The sequence below is a fragment of the Limnohabitans sp. WS1 genome, assembly GCF_003063265.1.
Lineage (GTDB): Bacteria > Pseudomonadota > Gammaproteobacteria > Burkholderiales > Burkholderiaceae_C > Limnohabitans_A.
The window spans coordinates 441,466-463,481 of record NZ_NERU01000001.1 but is presented as its reverse complement, the minus strand read 5'-3'; the positions used below and the strand labels follow the sequence as shown (position 1 = coordinate 463,481).

Here is a 22,016-nt window from a genome sequence, read left to right as displayed (position 1 = left end):
GTGATGGGTAAAAATCAGCGGTACATCGCCTCGATCTGGGGCGCGTATTTGTTCTCGACCAGTTTGCGCTTGAGCTTCATGGTCGGGGTCAGTTCTTCGTCTTCGGCCGTCAGTTGGGTGTCGAGCAGCCAGAATTTCTTGATCTGCTCCACGCGGGCAAACTTCTTGTTGACGCGGTCCACTTCGGCTTGGATCAAACCCTGCACTTCGGCGCTGTGCGTCAAGCTGGCGTAGTTGGAGAAGGGCACGTCATTGTCCTGCGCGTATTTCTCCACGTTTTCCTGGTCGATCATGATGATCACGGTCAAATAAGGTCGCTTGTCGCCAATCACCACCGCGTCGGTGACGTAGGGCGAGAATTTCAGTTCATTTTCCAGCTCGCTCGGGGTGATGTTCTTGCCCCCGGCTGTGATGATGATGTCTTTCATCCGGTCCGTGATGCGGAAAAACCCTTCCTCGTCCACCACGCCCACGTCGCCCGTGTGCAGCCAGCCGTCGGCATCGATGGTCTCGGCGGTTTTTTCGGGCAGGTTCAGGTAACCCATGAACACGTTGGGGCCGCGCACCAAAATCTCGCTGGTCACCGGGTCCAAGCGCATTTCGTTGTACTCGGCCGCTGGGCCGATCGAGCCGGGTTTGATGCGGTCGGCGGGCACGCCCGTGGCGGCACCGCAGGTCTCGGTCATGCCCCAGACTTCGAGCATGGGCAAGCCCAGCGCCAAATACCAGCGCACCAAATCCGGGGAAATGGGGGCTGCACCCGTCACCAAAAAGCGGGCGCGGTGGATACCGATCATCTTGCGCACGTTGTTGAGCGCCAACAAACGCGCCACATGAAAGCGCAGCTTGAGGCTGGCGGGCACCGGCTTTTTCGCCAACACCAAATCGGCCACCTGCTGGCCCACGCCAATCGACCAGCCATACACCGCTTGCTGCAAGCCGCCCGCTTCCTTGAGCGCGATCATCACGCCCGAGTAGAACTTTTCCCACACACGGGGCACGGCGGTGAACACGGTGGGCGCGATTTCCCGCACGTTTTCGGGCACCGTTTCGGGGTTCTCGACAAAGTTGAGTTTGGCCCCGGTGTACATCGAGAAGTACTCGCCGCCCATGCGCTCGGCGATGTGGCACAAAGGCAAGAAGCACATGCATTCGTCACGCTCGTCGCGGGCGATCAAAGTGTTGTAGCCGCGCACGGTGTAGACCAGCCCGTGGTGGCTGTGCATGCCGCCCTTGGGCTTGCCGGTGGTGCCCGAGGTGTAAACCAAAATGGCCAAATCTTCCGGTTTGCAGGCAGCGCTGCGCTGCGTGAGCATGTCGGGGTGCTGCTGGGCATGTTCGCGGCCCATAGCTTGCAGCTGCTTCAAGCTGATGACCATGGGGTCATGGAAGTCGCGCAAACCGTCCATGTCAAAGACCACGATTTTTTGCAACAAGGGCAAGGTGTCGCGCACGGCCAGGGCCTTGTCGAGCTGCTCGTCGTCTTCGACAAACAGCACGCGGGTGCCCGAGTCTTCGCACAGGTAATGCACCTGCTCGGCCGCGTCGGTCGGGTAAATGCCGTTGGACACGCCACCGGCACTGAGCACGGCCAGGTCGCACAGCACCCATTCGATGTTGGTGTTGGACAAGATGGAGGCGGTGTGCCGAGCCTCAAAACCCAGCGACATCAGGCCGTGGCCGATTTCGCGCACGGCTTGCGCGGTCTCATTCCAAGTCCAGCTGCGCCAGATGCCCAGGTCTTTTTGGCGCATCCAGACCTTGGGCCCGCGTGCGGCCACCGCGTTCCAGAAAATGGCGGGGATGGTCTCGCCCGCCATGACGACATTTTTTTGCGGCGCGATGCCGGAGGTGTCCCAGAGTTTGCTCATGTCTTATCTCCAGGTCTTCTTCTTTTTCCAGCGGCGGTCGGCGCGCACGCCTTCTTCCTTCATGCCCAAGTAGAACTCCTTGATGTCGTCCTTTTCACGCAAACGGGCGCAGCTGTCTTCCATCACGATGCGACCGTTTTCCAGCACATAGCCGTAGTCGGAGGCATTGAGCGCCATGTTGGCGTTTTGCTCCACCAGCAAGATGGTGGTGCCGCGCTCGCGGTTGATGCGTACCACGATCTCAAAGATTTCCTTCGTCAACTTGGGACTCAGGCCCAAGCTGGGCTCGTCCAGCAAGATCAAATCAGGGTTGGCCATGAGGGCGCGGCTGATCGCCAGCATCTGCTGCTGCCCGCCCGAGAGCAAGCCCGCATCTTGCGCAGCGCGTTCCCGCAGAATGGGGAAGTAGTTGTACACCGCTTCCATGTCGCGGGCCACACCGTCGCGGTCCTTGCGGGTGAAGGCACCCATGAGCAGGTTGTCGCGAATCGACAGCAGCGGGAAGACCTCGCGGCCTTCGGGCACATGCATCAGGCCGCGCTGCACGATGATGGCCGGGTCTTGCGCGGTGATGCTCTGGCCCTTGAACTCGATCGAGCCCTTGCGCGGGTCGATGATGCCGCTGATGGTTTTGAGGATGGTGGTCTTGCCCGCGCCGTTGGAGCCGAGCACGGTGGCGATTTCGCCTTGGCGCACCTGCAGGCTCACGCCACGGATGGCCTTGATCGGGCCGTAGGCGCTCTCCACGTTGAGCAGCTTGAGCATCACGTTGTCAGCAACGGGCTCAGCGGTCGCGTTCAGAATGGGGTTGGCTGCGCTCATGCGGCACCTCCGGGCACATAGTTTTCGCGGCGCAGGCTGGACACATCGTCGACCGAGCCCAAATAGGCCTCGATCACACCCGGGTCGCTTTGCACCTGGCTGGGCGTGCCGGTGGCGAGTTCTTCGCCCTGGCTCATGGCCAACACACGGTCAGACACTTTGGACACCAGGCTCATGTCGTGCTCGACCATGAGCACGGTGATGCCCAGCTCGTTTTTGATGTCCGATATCCAGAAGGCCATGTCCTCGGTTTCTTCGACGTTCAGGCCTGACGACGGCTCGTCGAGCAGCAGCAATTTCGGCTCGGTGCACAAGGCCCGCGCCAGCTCCACCACTTTGCGCACGCCGTAAGGCAGGCCCGCCACCATCGAGTCGCGGTGGTGTTGCAGGTCCAAAAAGTCAATGACTTCCTCGACCTTTTCACGCGCTTCAATTTCGGCGGCGCGGGTTTTGGAAGAGAAAAACATCTCGCTCCAGACGCCCGTCTTGCGGTGCGTGTGGCGGCCAATCAGCAGGTTTTGCAGCACGGTGGCGTGCTCAAACAATTCAATGTTTTGAAACGTGCGGGCAATGCCCAGGCCTGCAATCTGGTGCGGCTGCTGGTCGGTCAGGCGCAGCGTGCCTTGTGGCCCGGCATAGTCGATCACGCCCGTGGTGGGCGTGTAGATGCGGCTGATCAGGTTAAAGACCGTGGTCTTGCCTGCGCCGTTGGGACCAATCAGGGTGAAGACCTCGCCGCGCTTGACGTCGAAGCTGACCTTGTTCACGGCCAGCACACCGCCAAAGCGCACGCTCAGGTCTTGAGCGGATAAAAGGATGTCTGCGTTCATTTCAGGCGGTCCGATTTCTGGAACGATTTCTGGCGCTTGAACAGGCCACGGCGGTAAAACGGGAACAACTGGAACCAGGTGCGCACCTTGAGCCAGCGCCCATACAGGCCCATGGGCTCGAACAACACAAAGGCGATCAACACCATGCCGTAGACCGTGCCCTGCAAGCCGGCAGCACCACCAATCGCGGCTGGCAAAAAGTCCTTGCCCAAGGAGATCAGCTGAGGCATGACGATCAGGAAGATCGCGCCGAGGAAAGCCCCGTGGATCGAGCCCAGGCCACCGATCACCACCATCAAGAGCAAGTCAATCGACTGGATGATGCTGAACTGCTCGGGCGAGAGGAACTGGATCTTGTGCGCGTACAAAGCGCCGCCAATGCCTGCCAGTGCGGCCGACAAGGCGAATGACAAGGTCTTGTACCGCGCCAGGTGGATGCCCATGCTTTGCGCCGAAATTTCGGAGTCACGGATGGCCACAAAAGCGCGGCCCGTGGACGAGCGCAGCAGGTTGACGATGGCCAGCGTGGCGCCCACCGTCACCACCAGGCAAAGGAAGTAAAACTCTTCGGTGCTGTCCAGTGTCCAGCCGCCCAGCTTGGGGTAGCTGACCATCAGGCCCGCATTGCCGCCCGTGACGCTTTCCCAGCGGGCCATGCCCTCTTCAACAATAAAGCCGAAAGCCAGTGTGGCCATGCCCAGGTAAATGCCTTTGACGCGCAGCGCAGGCAGGCCCACGATCACGCCCGCCATGGCTGAGAACACGCCCGCACACACCAGCGCCAGCGGAAACGGCACCCCGGCATTGACCATGACAGCCTGGGTGTAAGCTCCCACGCCCAAAAACGCGGCGTGACCCAGCGAGAACAGACCCGTGAAACCCGCCAGCAGCATCAGACCCAGGCCCACCACCGCGTAGATCAGCACAAAGGTCAGCTGCGCCAGCCAGTACTCGGGCACGGCCCAGGGTGCCACCACCAAAAAGATGGCGAGCAAGCTGTACCAGAACACATGGCCGCCATGTTTGGCCAGGGTGATGTCCTGGTTGTATTCGGTTTTGAAGATGAAACGCATGCCGGAGCCTCAGACTTTCTTGCGCAGTTGCTCGCCGAACAAGCCATTGGGCTTGAGCACCAGCATGAGCAACACCACGATGTAGGGCGCGATGTCCTTGAAACCTTCGGGCAGATAAAAGCCCGAGAGCGACTCGACGATGCCAATCACCAGACCGCCCACGATGGCACCGGGCAAACTGCCAAAGCCCCCCACCACAGCAGCCGGAAAAGCTTTGAGGCCAATGAAGCCCATGTTGGCGTGCACAAAAGTAATGGGTGCCAAGAGCAGACCGGCCACCGCCGCCACACCGGCCGCCAGACCCCAGACCAAGCCGTTGATGCGCTTGACCGGGATGCCCATGTAATAAGCGGCCAACTGGTTTTGCGAGGCCGCCTGCATGGCGATGCCCAGCTTGCTGTACTTGAACATGGCAAACAGGCCCAGGCACAAGATGCCGGTGGCACCGATCACCACCATTTGCTCGGCCGCGATCACCAGACCACCCAAGCGCAACACCTCACCCGCATAAGGCACAGGCATGGTGTGGGTGTCGGTGCCCACATCGGGAATCATGGTGATCAGGCCGCGCAGCACATAGCCCACACCAATGGTCAGCATGACGATGGAAAAAGCCGGTTGTCCGAGGATGGGGCGAATGACCAGGCGCTCGACCAAGACACCAAAAATGCCCATGGCCACGATGGCGGCGGGCACCGCAATCCAAAAGGGAAAGCCCAACAGCGTCATGGCAGCCAGGCCCGAAAAAGCCCCCACCATCATCAGGTCGCCCTGGGCAAAGCTCACCGTTTCGGTGGCCTTGTAAATCAGCACGAAACCCAGGGCAATGAGTCCGTAAATACAGCCCTGGGCCACACCGCTGATCAGCAGTTGCAGCAATTGCACACCTGTCTCCTCTTGTTTCTGTCTGGCCATGTTCACGCGCTGATTGGACACTCTTGAAGTGCCGAAAAAGCATTTGCGAACGATCGTGCGATTGTGCATGTCTTACACGAGACTTTCCCTAGGGGTTGTCCCCCATTCGAACTCACACACAAGGCTTCAATATCCCTTCATGACAAATGCCATACGCATCGGATCCGGGCTCGGGTTCTACGGGGACAACTGGGAGCCCGTGGTCGCCAGCATCGAACGCGGCCAAGTGCAATTCATCGCCAGTGACCACCTGGCCGAATTGACGCTGGCCATTTTGCAAAAAGACCGCCAGCGAGACCCTTCTTTGGGCTATGCCCGCGATGCGGTGCCCATGCTTTTGCGGCTGTGGCCCTTAATGCAGCCGCGTGGCGTCAGATTTGTGTGTAACGCGGGCGGCCTCAACCCCCTGGGCGCGGCGCAGGCGGTGCAAAAAGCCTTGGCCGCCGCAGGCTGGCACCCACGCATTGCGGTGGTGAGCGGCGACGATGTGTTGGCCCAATTGCAAGCGCCAGACATGCGCTTTGACCACATGATGGACGGTGCCGACGTGGCCAGCGTGCGCGAGCGGCTGGTGTTTGGCAACGCCTATTTAGGCGCACAACCCATCGTGGACGCACTGGACCAAGGGGCCGACATAGTGATCACCGGGCGGGTGGCCGATGCCGCCTTGTTTCTGGGGCCGCTGGTGCACGCGCTGGGCTGGAAGCTCGCCGATGCGGCCACACCCGAAGACTTTCACCGCCTGGCGCAGGGCCTGACGGTGGGGCATTTGCTCGAATGCTCGGGCCAAGGCAGCGGCGGCAACTTTGGCAGCCAAGGCAGCTGGCAAAACATCCCGGACTTGGCGCACATCGGCTACCCGATTGCGGAGGTATGGCCCGACGGCACAGCCTACATCACCAAAGCCCCGGACACAGGCGGCCTAGTCAACTTTGACACCGTGCGACAGCAGCTGCTTTACGAGGTGCACAACCCCCATGCATATTTCTCACCCGATGTGGTGCTCGACATAGGTCAGATTCAGTTGCACGACGAAGGCCAGCACCGCGTGCGCTTGACCGGTGCCCAAGGCAGCGCCCCCACCGACCAACTCAAAGTGGTGGCCGGTTTTCAGGACGGTTTCAAGGCCGACATCACTTGGGGCTTTTCTTGGCCCGATGCTTGGGACAAGGTGCAAGCAGCCGAAACCATGGTCCGCAGCCAACTCAAAGAGCGCCAAATGCCTTTTGACGAGCTGTTTGTGGAATACCCCGGGCTGAATTCGGCGCACGGCCCCCTGGCACCTTTGCCGCCTGCTGCCGAGTTGAACGAACGCGCCGAGATCTGGGTGCGCATGGTCTTGCGCACCCGCTCCAAAGCGGTGGCCGATGGCTTTGGCCGATTGTTCCCCTGGATGGCGTTGAGTGGCCCGGCTTACACCTGCGGCTTTCAGGGCTTGAACGCCTCCAGCGCCTTGCTGGGCATTTGGCCCACCTTGATCCCGCGTGACCGTGTTCAGGCCCGTGTTGAGATTTTGGAGCCCGGCGAATGACCACAACCCTTTTAAAAATCCCCTTGACCCGCATCGCCCACGCCCGCAGCGGCGATAAAGCCGACTGGGTGGACTTTGGCCTGTTTGCCTGGAACGAAGCGGGCTATCGCCTCTTGGAACGCGAAGTCACGGCCGCCAAAGTGCAAGCGCACTTTGCGCCCTGGCTGCCCGGGCAGGTGGACGCCTGGCCTTTGCCCAACATTTTGGCCATGAAGTTCGTTCTGCACGGCGCTTTGCAAGGCGGCGGTGCACGCAACCTGCGCCTCGACAACCTGGGCAAAGCCATGGGCGCGGCGCTGCTGCGCCTCGTCATCGAAGTCAGTGCCGAGGAGCTTGAGCAGGCAGAAAAAAGCCCCCGAAGGGGCTGGTGGCAAAACGGCAACCCATCAACGAGCACCATGTAATTTGAGCGTGGCCGGTCAGACAGCTTTCTTGTAGGTCGGACCTTCAGGTCCGACAGCCATCCTCTCGCGAGGCGACATTTTCAAACGGCAACTGCCCACCACGCTTCATGTCGGACCTGAAGGTGCCGACCTACGAACTGCGAGATAAACGAGGATCACACCCGCTCGATGATCAACGCAATGCCTTGGCCCACGCCAATGCACATGGTGCACAGTGCGTAGCGGCCAGCCGTTTGCTGCAGGCGGTTGATGGCGGTGGTGGCCAAGCGGGCACCCGAAGCACCCAGTGGGTGACCCAGGGCAATCGCGCCGCCCCAGGCGTTCACGCGGGCGTCATCGTCTTTCAGGCCCAACATGCGCATCACGGCCAGACCTTGCGCGGCAAAGGCTTCGTTCAGCTCGATCACGTCCATGTGGTCGATGGTCAAGCCGGTTTGCGCCAGCACTTTGAGCGTGGCGGGCGCAGGGCCAATGCCCATGACGCGTGGGGCAACACCGGCCGTGGCCATGCCCACGATGCGGGCTTTGGGAGTCAAGCCGTTTTTGGCGGCAGTGGCTTCGTCGGCCAGCAGCAAGGCACAAGCACCGTCGTTCACGCCCGAGGCATTGCCCGCGGTCACGGTGCCGTCCGGGCGCACCACGCCTTTGAGCTTGGCCAGCGCTTCGAGGCTGGTTTCACGCGGGTGTTCATCGGTGTCCACGATGATCGCATCGCCCTTTTTCTGCGGGATGCTCACGCCCACAATCTCACGGGCCAAATGCCCGGCCTTGATGGCGGCCACCGCACGCAATTGGCTGTTGTAGGCCATCAGGTCTTGTGCTTCGCGTTCGATCTTGTAGTCGGTGGCCACGTTCTCAGCCGTCTCGGGCATGGAGTCCACGCCGTACTTGGCCTTCATCAGCTTGTTGATGAAACGCCAGCCAATGGTGGTGTCGTACACGGCGTTGTTGCGGCTGAAAGCCGTTTCTGCCTTGGGCATCACAAACGGGGCGCGGCTCATGCTTTCCACACCACCGGCGATCATCAAACCGGCTTCACCGGCCTTGATGGCGCGGGCTGCGGTGCCAATGGCGTCCAGACCCGAGCCGCACAGGCGGTTGATGGTGGCTCCGGGCACGTCGATGGGCAATCCCGCCAGCAAGCTGGCCATGTGGGCCACGTTGCGGTTGTCTTCACCCGCCTGGTTGGCGCAGCCGTACAGCACGTCGGTCACGGCAGCCCAGTCCACGTTGGGGTTGCGGGCCATCAAGGCACGCAGGGGCACTGCACCCAGGTCGTCGGTGCGCACGCTGCTCAGGGCACCGCCATAGCGGCCAAAGGGGGTACGGATCGCGTCGCAAATAAAGGCTTGATTCATGTTTGTCTCTGGAAGGTGATGGAAGTGTCTGCGTTTAACATGCAGTATTGTGCTGACTTTCAGATTTTATGTCATTAACCGACCGATCGGTCGGTTTTACTGCTTTTTTGAACCATGTTGATTCAACCTTCTCAAGCCGATGTTCGGCGCTTTTTTTGTGGTGTTTACGCCAAAGCCCGCACGACTGCAACGCTCGAACCCATGGAAATGCTGGTCAGCCAGTGGATCGATGAGCACCCCGAATACCATGCCGAACTCGCCGACGTCGATGCCGCCCTGGCCAACATGCTGAGCGACGACCCGAACCGGACCAATCCGTTTTTGCACCTCTCAATGCACCTGTCCATCAGCGAACAATCCAGCATCGACCAACCCCGGGGTATCAGGCAGGCCGTGGAATTGCTGACGCATCGGCTCAACTCGCTGCACGACGCGCACCACCGGGCCATGGAATGCCTCGGAAGCATGATCTTTGAAAGTCAGCGCTCAGGCCGCATGCCGGACGGCGAGTCCTACATCGCCTGTGTGCAGCGCAACGCCACACAAGACTGAAGCCAGGGCCCACGAACCCAGGCGAACAGACAACAAAAAACCCGCAGCAGCGGGTTTTTTGTTGGGTATCAGGTTCAGACAGTTCAGCGGAATTTGGACTGCGGCACCACTTTCATGTCGCCTTCCAAAGAACCAATGTAAGAGGCCATGGCTTTGAGTTCTGCATTGGAGAACTGCTTGGCAATGCCGCCCATCACACCATTGTTGCGGCCCCATGTGGACTGGTTTTCAACCTTGTAGGACTTGAGCGCCACAAACAGAAAATCTTTGTGCTGGCCTGCAATTTTGGGGTAGCTCGGGTCAATGGGCTTGGCGAAGTTGTCACCGTGACAAGAAATGCAGGCACCTTTTTGCAACAAAGCAGCGACTTTGGCATCGGGCGCCTTGGGGGCCTTGGTCACAGGCTCGGTTTTGCCATGCAATTCATAGTAGGCACCCAGATCGGCCATGTCCTGGTCTGTCAAAGTGTCGGCAATGCCGCGCATGGTGGGGTGCTTGCGCTCGCCTTTTTTGTAGGCATTGAGCGCGGAAACGATGTACTTGGCGTTTTGACCAGAAATCATCGGAACGCGATAGACCTCAGGAAAGCTGGCTTGGTAGCCTTGAATACCGTGGCAGCCAATGCACATGGCAATTTTTTGCTCTGCAGCTTTGGCATCGCCCTTGATTTCCTGGGCATGGGCGGAAACGGCGGTCACAGAAGCGACAGCCAAGGCAAACATCGAGGTCAACAGCTTGTTCATTTTGCTCACACAATCCAAATGATTGATAAAAATCAACTGCGGATTATATCGGGCTGGCCCTCATAATCCTGACAAGCTTCATTCCTGTTTTTGAGAACTGTCCACCATGAAATTCCAAGGTACCGAAAACTACGTCGCCACACCCGACCTGATGCTGGCGGTGAACGCCGCCATCACCCTCAAACGTCCCCTTTTGGTCAAAGGTGAGCCTGGGACTGGCAAAACCATGTTGGCCGAAGAAGTGGCCGAGGCCTTGGGTTTGCCCCTGCTGCAGTGGCACATCAAATCCACCACCAAGGCCCAGCAAGGCCTGTACGAATACGACGCCGTGAGCCGTCTGCGTGACAGCCAACTGGGTGAAGAAAAGGTCAAGGACATCGAGAACTACATCATCAAGGGTGTTCTGTGGCAGGCCTTCACCTCCGAGACGCCTGTGGCCATCCTGATCGACGAGATCGACAAGGCCGACATCGAGTTCCCGAACGATCTGCTGCGTGAGATCGACCGCATGGAGTTTTATTGCTACGAGACACGCCAATTGATCAAGGCCAAGACCCGCCCGCTGGTCTTCATCACTTCGAACAACGAAAAAGAGCTGCCTGACGCCTTTTTGCGCCGCTGCTTCTTCCACTACATCAAGTTCCCCGAAGCGGACACCATGCGCCAGATCGTGGATGTGCATTTCCCCACGCTCAAAAAAGACCTGCTGGCCCTGGCCCTCAAGACTTTTTACGACGTGCGCAACTTGCCCGGCTTGAAGAAAAAGCCATCAACCAGCGAACTGCTCGATTGGCTCAAGCTGCTGGTGGCCGAAGACATTCCACTCGAAGCCCTGCAAAGCGCAGACCAAAAATTGTCGGTGCCTCCGCTGGTGGGTGCCTTGCTCAAAAACGAGCAGGACGTGACCTTGTTTGAAAAGCTGGTCTTCATGAACCAGCGCAACCGTTGAACGAGATCCCATGACCACTCCCAACCCTTTCATGGAAGGCATCTCGGACGCTGTTGGTTTTGTCGGCGGTGCTTTGGCCGGTTACTGGGCAGGCCAATGGTTGGGGCTGAATATTTTCAGCGCCGGCTACGACAACGCCAGCATTGGCGGCATTTTGCTGGTGGGCTTAGGCGGTGGAGCGGGTTTGCACTTGGCCCGCTATTGGCGCGGCAAACAAAAAGCCAAACACCACGACAGCGACCCATCATGAATCCTTGGACCTCACCCATCAGTCTCTCGGCTCGGCACGTGCAGCTTGTGCCACTGTCGCACGCACACCATGACGCCCTGGTGGAAGCCGTGCGCGACGGTGAGCTGTGGAACCACTGGTACACCGCCATCCCCACACCCGAAGGCATGGCGGCTGAAATCAGCCGCCGCCTGGACTTGCAGGCCAAGGGCAGCATGTGCCCTTTTGCCGTCATCGACCCGGCCACAGGCCAGGCCGTGGGCATGACCACTTACATGAACATCGACGCGGCCAACCGACGGGTGGAAATCGGCTCGACCTGGTACCGCCAAAGTGTGCAGCGCAGCCCGCTCAACACGGAGGCCAAGCGGCTTTTGCTGGCTCACGCCTTTGAGCATCTGAACTGCATCGCGGTGGAGTTCCGCACGCATTTTTTCAACCAACAAAGCCGCCGCGCCATTGAGCGTTTGGGTGCCAAACTGGACGGCGTGCTGCGCAGCCACCAGATCAACCCGCACCCTTTGGGCGCTGGCGCACTGCGCGACACCTGCGTTTACAGCATCATTGCCAGTGAATGGCCCAATGTGAAAACGCACTTGGACTACCAACTCGCACGCCTGCGAGCCTGAGGACAGAAAGACGTCATGCTGATCGATTTTTTCTACACCCTTCGCGCTGCCAAATTGCCTGTGTCTGTGCGCGAATACCTGACGCTGCTCGAAGCACTGCAGGCCAATGTGGTGGGCCCGGCGTCTGATGCCTGCAGCATCGACGATTTTTACCACCTGGCCCGCACCGTGATGGTCAAGGACGAAAAGCACTTCGACAAGTTCGACAAGGCTTTCGGCGCTTACTTCAAGGGCGTGGAGATGCTGACCGACTTCACCAAGGACGTGCCGCTCGACTGGCTGGAAAAAATCCTGCAAAAAGAACTCACGCCTGAGCAAAAAGCCGCCATCGAGAAGATGGGCTGGGACGAGTTGATGGAGACCCTCAAGAAGCGCCTCGAAGAACAAAAGGAACGCCACGAGGGCGGCAACAAGTGGATCGGCACTGGGGGCACCTCACCCTTTGGCAACGGCGGCTACAACCCACAAGGCATCCGCATCGGCGGCAAGGGCGGCAACAAAAGCGCGGTCAAGGTCTGGGACCAGCGGGCCTACAAAGACTATGACGACAGCCAAGAGCTGGGCACGCGCAACATCAAAGTGGCGCTGCGCCGCCTGCGCCGCTTTGCGCGTGAAGGCTCGGTGGAAGAACTCGATCTGGACGGCACCATCCGCAAAACCGCGGCCAACGCGGGTTACCTCGACATCTTGATGCGGCCAGAGCGCCACAACAATGTGAAAGTGCTGCTGCTCATGGACGTGGGCGGCACCATGGACGAGCACATTGCCCGCGTCGAAGAAATGTTCTCGGCCGTCAAGGCCGAGTTCAAGCACCTGGATTTTTATTACTTCCACAACTGCGTCTATGACTTCATGTGGAAGAACAACAAGCGCCGTTACGCCGAGAAGTTCCCGACCTGGGACATCTTGCGCAAGTACAACAAGGACTACAAGCTGATTTTCATCGGGGACGCCACCATGAGCCCCTATGAGATTTTGCAAAAAGGCGGCAGCGTTGAATACAACAACGAAGAAGCCGGGGCCGAATGGCTGCAACGCCTGACCCACACTTTCCCCAAGTTCGCCTGGATCAACCCCGAGCCGCAAGGCGTGTGGCAATACCGCCAAAGCATCTCCATCATCCAGCAGCTGATGAGCAACCGCATGTTTCCACTGACCCTCAAGGGCCTGGAAGATGCGATGCGCATGCTGAGCAAATGAAACGGCCAGCGTTGCTGGCCATCTTTTCAATGACCCCACGAGGTGGCCAGGCCTTTGGGCCGCGCAAGACAGGCCTCAGCTCTGCCGCCTGCACCTTGCTGCTTGGCCTGACATTGGCCACAGCCTGCGTGGCCGACACGCCACCCTCTCCTTCCCCCCCAGCCTTTGATTTGGTGGTGAGTACCGAAGACAAAAGCATCCGCCTTTGGCTGGAGCAACATTTGGCCTTGCAACGCTATGCCAGTCTGAATGACTTGGATGACACCGAGTTGTCCCGTTTGCTCCTGGATGCCGATGTGCAGGTGCGTGACTTGCTGGCGACTTTGGGTTTTTTCAACCCGCAAATCGCCTGGACACAAACACCTGCAGAAGGTGCCACAGCGGCCAGACGGGTGCACTTGTCCGTGGTCACAGGTCCCGTTGCCCGCATCGCCCAAGTGCAGTGGCAGTGGCAAGGCGATATTGCTCAAAACGAGCAAGCCTTGACACAAAAACAAGAGATCGTTCAAGGATGGACTTTGCCTGAAGGGGAGCCCTTTACACAGGCCGACTGGACCCGTGCCAAAACGCAGGCACTGCGCCAACTGTTGGCCCAACGCTACCCATGGGGCCGCATGGTGGACAGTCAGGCCTTGGTGGATGCCACCAGCAACCAAGTCCAGCTGAGCCTGAGTTTCGATTCAGGGCCCTCGGTTTTGTTGGGGCCAACGAACATCAGCGGCACAGCACACTATGGCAGCGAACAGGTCCAACGATTGGCCCGCTTGCCCCTGGGCACCCTCTACAGCCAGAGCGCATTGCTCGAAGCGCAGCAGCGCTTGGTGACCAGCGGTTTCTATGACTCGGTGTTTGTCAGTCTTGACTCGGAAGGGCCTGCGCAAGCGGCCCCGGTGAAAATTGAACTGAAAGAGGCCATGCGACAAAAATGGGTCTTGGGTGTGGGCGTGCGAAGTGACAGTGGTGCACGCCTCACCGCGGAACACACCCACCACCAAGTTCCGGGTCTGGGCTGGCGCTCGGTCAGCAAATTGGCTTGGGACAAGCAGCTGCAAAGCGCAGGCCTGGACCTGTTGGCCCCCCCCGACAGCAGCCTTTGGCGTTGGAACACCTCACTCAAACTGGAGCAAGAAAAACTGACCGGTTTTCTGGTCAACAGCCAGCGCTGGCGTGCGGGTCGCACCCAATTGGGTGAGCGCATCGACCGCTCGTACTATGCCCAATACGATGCGGCAGAAATCAATCTAGATGGACTTGGGGGACAACAAGAGTCCATCAGCGGCAATTACGCCTGGACTTGGCGCAACTTTGACAGCCTGCCTTTTCCCAATCAGGGGCTGGGCTGGGGCGTTGAGTTGGGGGCTGGTTTCACCTTGGGCAACCAAAAAATTCCCTACGTTCGCTGGTTGTCCAAGGGATTGTTTTTGCAGCCCTTGGGGGACAAGGCGGGGCGCTTGTCGTTGAGGGCCGAACTGGGCGGTGTGGTGAGCAAGAACTCCAACGAGTTGCCATCGACCCAGCTGTTTTTGGCCGGTGGTGACCACAGTGTGCGGGGCTATGCGCCTGGCAGCATTGGCATCGAACAGGCCAATGGTTTGGTGCTGGCCGGTCGCTACTTGGCCACGGGCAGTCTGGAGTGGCAAAGGCCCATCACGGTGAATCACCAACGCAGCGAATGGGAGAGCGCTGTGTTTATCGATGCGGGCACCGTGACCAATGCCACCCAGCAGCTCAAAGCCCGAGTGGGCATGGGCGTGGGGGCCCGCTGGCGCAGCCCGGTGGGGCCTGTTCGCATTGATTTGGCTTATGGTCAATCCGTGCACAAACTGCGCTTGCACATGAATGTGGGATTCACATTTTGACGCCTCCTCCCACGCCCTCCCCGGCCCCACCGACCTTGCGACGGTTCGCCTTTTGGCGTGCGGGCTCAGCCATGGCCTTGTCGGCTTTGCTGGGCCCTTTGGTTTTGATGGGTTTGGCATGGGCTTTGTGGCTGTGGTCAGGCACTTCAGGCTCTTTGGGCGCTGTGATCAAAGGGGTGAACTGGGCGCTGCCCGCAGGTCAGCGCTTGCAAGCACTGGAAGTTTCGGGCAATTTGCAACAAGGCGGCCCGATTGGCCAACTCGTGTGGGAAAAAAATGGCTTGCGCATCGAGCTGAACCAAGCCCATGTGCAACTTGATTGGTCCCGTTTTTGGCATCAACCTTGGCCCATCCAGTCCTTGCGTGTGGGCGCATTGCACCTCGACGACCAAAGCCCCGCGTCCTCCACTTCCGCCCTGAGTTCACTGACCTTGCCCATGCCTGTGCAATTGGACTGGCAAATCGACCGCATCACTTGGCACAACAAAGCACAAGCCGTGGCCACCGGTCTGCGCGGCCACTATGGCTACGACCAGCGCTTGCACACGCTCACCCTGGACGAAGGCCAAGTGGCCAAGGGGCAGTACAGCGGGACCGCGCAATTGCAAGCGGTGGCCCCCATGGCTTTGGACATGCGCATCCAAGGACAGATCCAACTAGCGGACCCGTGGGCTCAAAAGGCCGGTGTGCTGTCACTGGAGGCCTCGGTGCAAGGTCCGCTTTCTGGTGACAAGGCCGAGCTGACCGCGCAAGCCCAACTCGCCCCCTCCAAGCCTACCGCCCGAAAAAATGCAAACGCGCCTCTCGAGGCCATGGCACTGCAAATGCAAGCCCGCCTTCAGCCCTGGCAAGCGCAACCTGTCGTGCAGGCGCTGCTGCAAGCCCAAGCCTTGGACTTGGCCCTCTTGTGGCCTGGTGCCCCCCAAACCCGACTGAGCGGACAAACCCAACTCACGCCCGATGGCCAGGGCTGGCACTTGGACACCGAATGGCAAAACACGCATGCAGGCCCCTGGGACCAGCAACGCTTGCCCGCGTCGCAACTCACGCTCCAAGCCGATTACCAACAAGGTCTTTGGACCGTGTCACAGGCCAAAGCACAGTTGGCGGGGGGGCAGTTGGCAGGTGCTGGACAACAAACCGCCAAAGGCTGGACTGGCCACATTGAGCTCCAAGCACTGACACCGGCCCAGTTGCACACCGCCTTGGCCGGCCCGCCCGTGCAAGGCCAGCTCAAAGCCAGCGACACGGGCATTGGCCCCATCGCCTTGTCGGCAGACCTGAGTGTGGTGCCCTCTTCACGGTCGGGCACACCCACCGCGCCCCCAAACAGCAGCAACCCACTGCAATGGCAGCATCTGCAACTTCAAGGTCAGTGGTCCCCGCAAGAATGGGACATCCGCAGCTTGAACTTGGAGGCCGCTCAAGCGCGGCTCAACGGCCAATTCAAATACCACCCCCAGCAACAATCCTTGCAAGGCCAGGCACAGTTGAGCTTGCCTGGACTTCAAGCCCAAGTGCAGGGCCTTGGTGCGCCCAACCAGGGCCAAGGCCGACTGGAGGTCGATGTCCAAGATGCCCAACAAAGCCTGGCCTGGCTGTTGCGTTTTCCTTTTTTGGCCCCCGCAATACAAGGCCTGCAGGCGTCCGGACGGGGTCAAATCAAAGCCGATTGGCAAGGTGGATTTGACCAGGCTGACACAGCCATCCAAGTCACCATGTCCGCGCCGCGCCTGCAGTACAGCCCAGCCAAAGCGACGCCTTGGTTGCTACGATCAGGACAAATTCAAATCCAAGGCCATTTGAAAGAACTGCAGGCCCAAGCCGACTTGGGCTTGGCACATGGCAACGACACGCTCAACCTGAAAACCCAGATGTCGGCCAACCGCAACGACCCCACGAGCCCAGATTGGCGTGGTCAGGTACAAAGTTTTCGCCTGGAGGCGGCGGTGCCATCGGGTTCTCGCCCATGGCGAGTGGAATTGCAAAAACCCTGGCTTTGGCAAGCCCGACTCGCCATGCCCCCAAGCCGTGTGCAGTGGGATGCAGCGCAATGGCTGGTGCAAGGCCCATCACCAGGCTTGGCCAAGCTGTTCCTGGAAGCGGGCTTGTGGCAATCGATGGGCTCAGGCGCAGCGGCGCAAACCCAAGCTGCAGCCCGATGGGAGGACGTGCCTTTGGCATGGCTACCAGGACTGCTTGGGGCTGACATGCAAAGTGATGTGCTGCTGCAAGGTCAATGGCAAATGCGCACCCAACCCCAATTGAGCATGAGCGCCCAAATTCAACGCAGCCGGGGTGACTTGCGCATCCTGACCGACAGCATGCCAGGCCAACGGCTGCCTGCGGGCCTGCGTGACGCCCGCTTGCAACTGAACCTCCATGGCTCGGCACTGGACACCACGCTGAACTGGGACAGTGAACACATGGGCACTGTCAAAGCCCAAGCCAGCACGCAATTGAATTGGTCGGATGCAGGTGTGCAGTGGTCAGCACAAGCGCCCGTGCAGGGCTGGATCGAGGCCAATTTGCCACAAGTCGGGGCTTGGTCTTTGCTGGCCCCACCGGGCTGGCGCGTTCAAGGCACTTTGGCTTCCCGCGTCGAGCTGTCGGGCACGCGCAGCCAGCCTCAGTGGCAGGGCCGTTTGCAAGCCGACAACCTGGCCGTTCGCTCAGCGGTGCAAGGCATCGAATTCAGCCAAGGCCAACTGATCGCACATTTGCAAGGGCAGCAACTGATTTTGGAGCGATTGAATCTGCGCGGTGCGGGCACTCAAGGTGGTGAGTTGCAGGCCCAAGGGCAGCTGGGTTGGCAAGCCAGCAACGCGGCTTTTGAGCTGGCCAACCCCATGGGCAGTGCCAAACTGCTGCTGAAAATGCAAGCCAAGGGCCTGCGCGTGAGTAACCGGGCCGATCGGCGCTTGGCCGTCTCGGGTGAGGTCACAGCCGAAATGGACAAAGGGCAATGGCGCATGTCGGGTCTGGTGCAAGCAGACCAGGCCCTGTTCATCTTGCCCGAAGAAAGCACACCCAGCCTGAGCAGTGATGTGAAGGTGGTGCGAACCGAAATCACCCCTCCTGCCAAAATCCCTCACACCAGCGCCACATCCTGGTTGGGCACACCCGATGTCCAAATTCGCTTGGACTTGGGATCGGACTTTCAGGTGCAAGGCCAAGGACTTCAAACGCGTCTGGCCGGGCAAGTCCTTCTGGTCAGCAACAGCGCCACACGGGGACTGCCCAGGTTGACAGGCCAAGTGCGCACAGAAGGTGGCCGTTACAAAGCGTATGGCCAACAACTGGACATCGACACCGGGGTGCTGCGGTTCAATGGGGCCTATGACAACCCCGATCTGGACATCATTGCCCTGCGCCCCAACCTCTCTCAGCGTGTCGGGGTGCAGGTGTCTGGCACCGCCTTGCTGCCACGCATACGCCTTTACGCCGACCCCGAGATGCCCGATGCCGACAAGCTCGCTTGGCTTGTTTTAGGTCGCTCGGCGGCCAGCGGCGGGGCCGAATCGGCCGTTCTGCAACAAGCCGCTTTGGTCCTGTTGAGCGGCAACGGCAAGAGCCTGAGTGGTGAATTGGCCAACAGTCTGGGCCTGGACGAAATCTCACTGGCCAGCGGCAGCCGCTCAGACATCAACGCCACAGGCGCGGCTGTCACCCTGGGCAAGCGCCTGTCCAAAGACTTTTACATGGCGTATGAAAGCAGCCTGAGCGGCACGTTTGGCAGTCTGTACATTTTTTACGACCTTTCGCGGCGTCTGACACTGCGAGCGCAAGCGGGGCAGCAAAGTGCGCTGGACTTGATCTTTACTGTGCGCAAGGACTGATCTCCACCCCGCCATCAGGGGCAGCCATACCCCTGGGACTCCAGGGCAGCGCCATGGGCTCGGCAGTTTTGAAACACGACGACCATCTCTGGGGTGGGTGGCCTTAAGGGGGCTTGAGTATTTCAAAAAAGTAACTCTAAAATCCTCTTTATTACTCCCTGAAAGAGATCACGCCATGGGCCCAAGCGCAACACTCCTTGCCATCATGACAAACGACAAGCCATGAACTGTGCCGACGCCGTGACATTCAATCATTGGGAACATGCTCGATTCGAAGAGGGTGCACCATGAATACAAACCTGATTTGGCGAACAGAGGAAGCCCAGCTTCTTCAGCAACTGAGAGAAAAAGCAAAAACCGACAGCTTGGTCTTTGCTCGACTCAACGCCCTGTCATTGGCCCAACTCCAAGAACTGGAAGGCCACGGTACAGGCAGCTTCTACAACCCGCAGATCAAAGCCAATACCGGCATCAAATTGCTCAAAAAATTAGGCCATGAATGGGTTCCCCCTGATGAACCGCAGAACATTGAGCAGACTCTGGGCACTTCAACAGTTGCCAGCTTGGGCCCCGTTACACCACCAAGCCACAGGCCAAGCTTTCGTTTCATCACCCCTCGTCAAGCCAGCGCCTTGCTGCTGATGGGTGGCCTGACTTGGATGACTTGGCAGCTGTGGGGGCCGCGTTTGGCATTCACCCCAAACGCGCAGCCCTTGTTCAATCTGAGCAAGCCACAAACCGAGCCGGGCCATGCAGCAAAGCCTCATTCAGACCCGAGTGACGACATCGCCATCTCCTCGCTGAATTTGAACGCCCTGCAGCCAATGCCCAGCTCAGCCGCCGTAGGCACCGCCTGGACCCACTCCCCCAAGCCAGAAGTCAGTGCCTGCGATGGCCAACTTCGGCACGCCAGCTTTGCTTACGAACCCGCCCATCCGATCAAGGCGGGCAATTACATCCACTTTTTAGCCTCGCAAGATGTCAGCCTGTGCGTTCGTGACCAACAAAATCAGCTGACCAGCCTTGAACTCAAGGCAGGGGCATCGCGCAGCGTCTATGGCGATCCGCCATTTTTGGTGCACAGCCCCAAGTGGTCCAGCTTGCAGGTATTTTTTCAAGGTCGACCCGTCAGTGGCATTCCCGATGGCGCGGCCCATTGGCTTTTCAAGACAAGATCACTCTGAAGCCGCCCGACGATCGGGTCATGCATTCAATTTGGCGAATCGACTTTTTTGGCCGACAAGTGTCGCTGCACAACGGACCACAATCGCTCAGAGTCAAAAGGTTTGACCAAATGGTCCGTGATGCCCTCAGACTTCCACCGCTCAAGCTCATCGTCATCACCTGAAGCTGACAAAGCCACAATGGGCAAATTTTGAAACCGGGCTTGCTTTCGAATATGGCGGGTGGCATCCATCCCCCCCATCACAGGCATTTGCAAATCCATCAACACCAGGTCATAAGAGAGGCTTTCCATCATCTGCAGCGCCATCCAACCATTTTCGGCCGCATCCACCGTGACCTGTGACATTTCCAAAACGTGTTTGACAATATCCCGAATGGAACGGTGATCGTCCACCACCAGGATGCGGGTGCCAGGCCAAGACCGCGCCAAGGCCTCTGGCGTCCGATGGACCCCAGCGTTGCACGCTTGAAGCCGAAGCTTCAAACCCCAGACGGTTCTGCCATCCTCATCGGGCTGGGCTTGCAGATCGCCTCCCATCAGCAAAGCCAGCTGCTTGCAAAGGGCCACATGCCAGTCCATCGACCTTTGTTGCTCGACAACACCACATGTAGCTTGCGTCTGGCGCTCATCGCTGGTTGGCACATGACAATTTGGGTCAACCGCTTGCGATCGAACGGTCAACAGCAGATTTTCAAAATCCCGATCCCGCTCCAAATGCACCACCTGCAACACCAAAGAACCCGAGTCTGAACTTTGAACAGCAACCCACAGCAAGTTGAACAAGGCTTGCACCAATCGCGAGGCATCACCCGAATAATGATCGGACACACCCGAGGCCACATGGATGGTGATGGTGGGTCTGGACACTGGCCCATCTTGGGCCCACAAACGATTCAAGGTCTCCAACACATCGGACAATTGAAATCGCTCACGCACCAACACCAATTCCCGGTTTTCAAGACGAGAGAAATCCAAAATATCCTGGGCCATGCTCAATAAAAAGGCGGCAGACTTTTGCGCCTTTTGAAGCGACTTTGAATTCAACTCGCCCTCCCCGCCAGAACCCGGCTCGGTGGCGCTCAGGTGCGGTAGAAAATCCTTGACCGCTGTTTGCACAGCAAGGCCGATTTGAGAGAGAAATCGGGTTTTGACCGTGTTGGCCATTTCAGCCTGCTGACGGGCCTGAAGAAGGCAGTCTTCGTAGTGTTTTCTCTCACTGATGTCACGGGTCACACCCACGATTTCAACCAAATTGCCATGGGTATCCATCAATGGAAAAGACAGGCACTCGGTCCAAAACGTGGAACCATCCTTGCGAAAATACTCCAACTCGCCTTGAAAACTATCGGGTGTTTTTCCGCACTGCACCGCCTTGGCCACTTGCTGAAAATAGGCAATGCTGACCTCAGCCGATGGAGGCGTCAGTGTTTCATGGAGGGGCATTTGCATGGCTTCTGCAGGCGTCACACCCCGAAGCTTTTCAACCGCAGGGCTGACATAGGTGATTTCACCCAAGGTACTCATGCTCCAAATGACATCGCGTGCACTGTCGGCCACCACGCGGTGGCGCTGTTCACTGACCCGCAATTGAGTTTGTGCATCGATTTTGTCAGCAAGGTCTTTGACGATGTAAATCCACAAAAGCTCATCTTGCGAATCTTTCATGGACGTCAAGCACGAGACCTCTGCCACGACGGATTTGCCGGGTTCCGTTAAAAAAGATTGCACCCAGGTATCGGGTGATGGCCGCGAATGATCTGGCCCTTGTTCCGCATAAACAGGTGTTTTTTGCAGCGCCAAAGGCGACAAGTCAGGCCATCGCACACCCAGCAATTGATCGGCCGAACGCCCCATCAAGTTGGCAAAAACACCATTCACACGCTTGAAACGGCCTGTTTTTGCTTCGACAAACACCACACCAAAAGGTGAATCTTCAAAATCCAGATCGCAGCGCTGTGGAGACCGTTCAATGCGATTTTGCAAAAAAGGAAGGACAAACTTGATCATTTTGAATTCTTTCTCAAGG

At 58.8% G+C, this 22,016-nt stretch carries 18 protein-coding genes; 10 read left to right on the top strand and 8 right to left on the bottom strand.

The window, feature by feature from the left end; genetic code table 11:
• Positions 1-14: 14 nt before the first annotated feature.
• The 5 genes from B9Z48_RS02205 to B9Z48_RS02185 are packed head-to-tail and all read right to left on the bottom strand — an operon-like array spanning position 15 to position 5,481.
• Entirely contained in the window at positions 15-1,871 is a 1,857-nt protein-coding gene (locus B9Z48_RS02205; protein ID WP_108376983.1) for a long-chain fatty acid--CoA ligase, read from the bottom strand.
• A gap of 3 nt (positions 1,872-1,874) precedes the next feature.
• Positions 1,875-2,693, bottom strand: a complete 819-nt coding sequence (locus B9Z48_RS02200) for an ABC transporter ATP-binding protein (RefSeq protein ID WP_108376982.1) — start codon at positions 2,691-2,693, stop codon at positions 1,875-1,877.
• The gene (locus B9Z48_RS02195; protein WP_108365323.1) at positions 2,690-3,523 is read right to left on the bottom strand and encodes an ABC transporter ATP-binding protein; all 834 of its coding nucleotides are present in this window, start codon (positions 3,521-3,523) and stop codon (positions 2,690-2,692) included. Before B9Z48_RS02195 ends, B9Z48_RS02200 begins: the two co-directional genes overlap by 4 nt.
• The gene (locus tag B9Z48_RS02190) at positions 3,520-4,596 is read right to left on the bottom strand and encodes a branched-chain amino acid ABC transporter permease (protein WP_089952846.1); all 1,077 of its coding nucleotides are present in this window, start codon (positions 4,594-4,596) and stop codon (positions 3,520-3,522) included. Before B9Z48_RS02190 ends, B9Z48_RS02195 begins: the two co-directional genes overlap by 4 nt.
• Positions 4,597-4,605: 9 nt before the next feature.
• Complete coding sequence (locus B9Z48_RS02185) at positions 4,606-5,481, bottom strand: branched-chain amino acid ABC transporter permease (RefSeq protein ID WP_062407557.1); 876 nt, start codon at positions 5,479-5,481, stop codon at positions 4,606-4,608.
• A 169-nt stretch (positions 5,482-5,650) separates the two neighbouring features.
• Between B9Z48_RS02185 and B9Z48_RS02180 the strand changes: the two genes are divergently transcribed.
• Both B9Z48_RS02180 and B9Z48_RS02175 read left to right on the top strand, forming a co-directional pair.
• Positions 5,651-7,042: an acyclic terpene utilization AtuA family protein gene (locus tag B9Z48_RS02180; protein ID WP_108376981.1), complete on the top strand. Its 1,392-nt coding sequence runs from the start codon at positions 5,651-5,653 to the stop codon at positions 7,040-7,042.
• Positions 7,039-7,446, top strand: a complete 408-nt coding sequence (locus tag B9Z48_RS02175; protein ID WP_108376980.1) for a hypothetical protein — start codon at positions 7,039-7,041, stop codon at positions 7,444-7,446. The genes B9Z48_RS02180 and B9Z48_RS02175 overlap by 4 nt, the downstream gene beginning before the upstream one ends.
• Positions 7,447-7,601: 155 nt before the next feature.
• Here the strand turns inward: B9Z48_RS02175 and pcaF are convergent, their stop codons facing one another.
• The gene (gene pcaF, locus B9Z48_RS02170; RefSeq protein ID WP_108376979.1) at positions 7,602-8,804 is read right to left on the bottom strand and encodes a 3-oxoadipyl-CoA thiolase; all 1,203 of its coding nucleotides are present in this window, start codon (positions 8,802-8,804) and stop codon (positions 7,602-7,604) included.
• A gap of 117 nt (positions 8,805-8,921) precedes the next feature.
• Between pcaF and B9Z48_RS02165 the strand changes: the two genes are divergently transcribed.
• On the top strand, positions 8,922-9,356 hold the full coding sequence (locus B9Z48_RS02165) for a DUF1841 family protein (protein WP_194944606.1): 435 nt from the start codon (positions 8,922-8,924) through the stop codon (positions 9,354-9,356).
• A gap of 83 nt (positions 9,357-9,439) precedes the next feature.
• Here the strand turns inward: B9Z48_RS02165 and B9Z48_RS02160 are convergent, their stop codons facing one another.
• On the bottom strand, positions 9,440-10,099 hold the full coding sequence (locus tag B9Z48_RS02160; protein ID WP_108376978.1) for a cytochrome c: 660 nt from the start codon (positions 10,097-10,099) through the stop codon (positions 9,440-9,442).
• A gap of 106 nt (positions 10,100-10,205) precedes the next feature.
• Between B9Z48_RS02160 and B9Z48_RS02155 the strand changes: the two genes are divergently transcribed.
• The 7 genes from B9Z48_RS02155 to B9Z48_RS02125 all read left to right on the top strand — a co-directional run bounded on the left by B9Z48_RS02155 (position 10,206) and on the right by B9Z48_RS02125 (position 19,988).
• Positions 10,206-11,048, top strand: a complete 843-nt coding sequence (locus B9Z48_RS02155) for a MoxR family ATPase (RefSeq protein ID WP_089952857.1) — start codon at positions 10,206-10,208, stop codon at positions 11,046-11,048.
• 10 nt (positions 11,049-11,058) lie between these two features.
• Positions 11,059-11,298 (top strand): hypothetical protein, encoded by a 240-nt coding sequence (locus tag B9Z48_RS02150; RefSeq protein ID WP_089952859.1) that lies wholly within the window; start codon positions 11,059-11,061, stop codon positions 11,296-11,298.
• A complete protein-coding gene (locus tag B9Z48_RS02145) occupies positions 11,295-11,906 on the top strand; it encodes a GNAT family N-acetyltransferase (RefSeq protein WP_108376977.1) in 612 nt (203 codons plus the stop codon). Before B9Z48_RS02150 ends, B9Z48_RS02145 begins: the two co-directional genes overlap by 4 nt.
• A 15-nt stretch (positions 11,907-11,921) precedes the next feature.
• Entirely contained in the window at positions 11,922-13,106 is a 1,185-nt protein-coding gene (locus B9Z48_RS02140) for a VWA domain-containing protein (RefSeq protein WP_089952864.1), read from the top strand.
• Positions 13,103-14,965 (top strand): autotransporter assembly complex family protein, encoded by a 1,863-nt coding sequence (locus tag B9Z48_RS02135; RefSeq protein ID WP_108376976.1) that lies wholly within the window; start codon positions 13,103-13,105, stop codon positions 14,963-14,965. Before B9Z48_RS02140 ends, B9Z48_RS02135 begins: the two co-directional genes overlap by 4 nt.
• A gap of 35 nt (positions 14,966-15,000) precedes the next feature.
• Positions 15,001-18,804 carry a translocation/assembly module TamB domain-containing protein gene (locus B9Z48_RS02130; protein WP_146186216.1) on the top strand — a complete coding sequence of 1,268 codons (3,804 nt, stop codon included), beginning with the start codon at positions 15,001-15,003 and terminating at the stop codon, positions 18,802-18,804.
• A 287-nt stretch (positions 18,805-19,091) separates the two neighbouring features.
• Entirely contained in the window at positions 19,092-19,988 is an 897-nt protein-coding gene (locus B9Z48_RS02125) for a hypothetical protein (RefSeq protein ID WP_089952870.1), read from the top strand.
• Between the two features lie 26 nt (positions 19,989-20,014).
• Here the strand turns inward: B9Z48_RS02125 and B9Z48_RS02120 are convergent, their stop codons facing one another.
• On the bottom strand, positions 20,015-21,997 hold the full coding sequence (locus B9Z48_RS02120; RefSeq protein WP_108376974.1) for a response regulator: 1,983 nt from the start codon (positions 21,995-21,997) through the stop codon (positions 20,015-20,017).
• Positions 21,998-22,016: the final 19 nt, after the last annotated feature.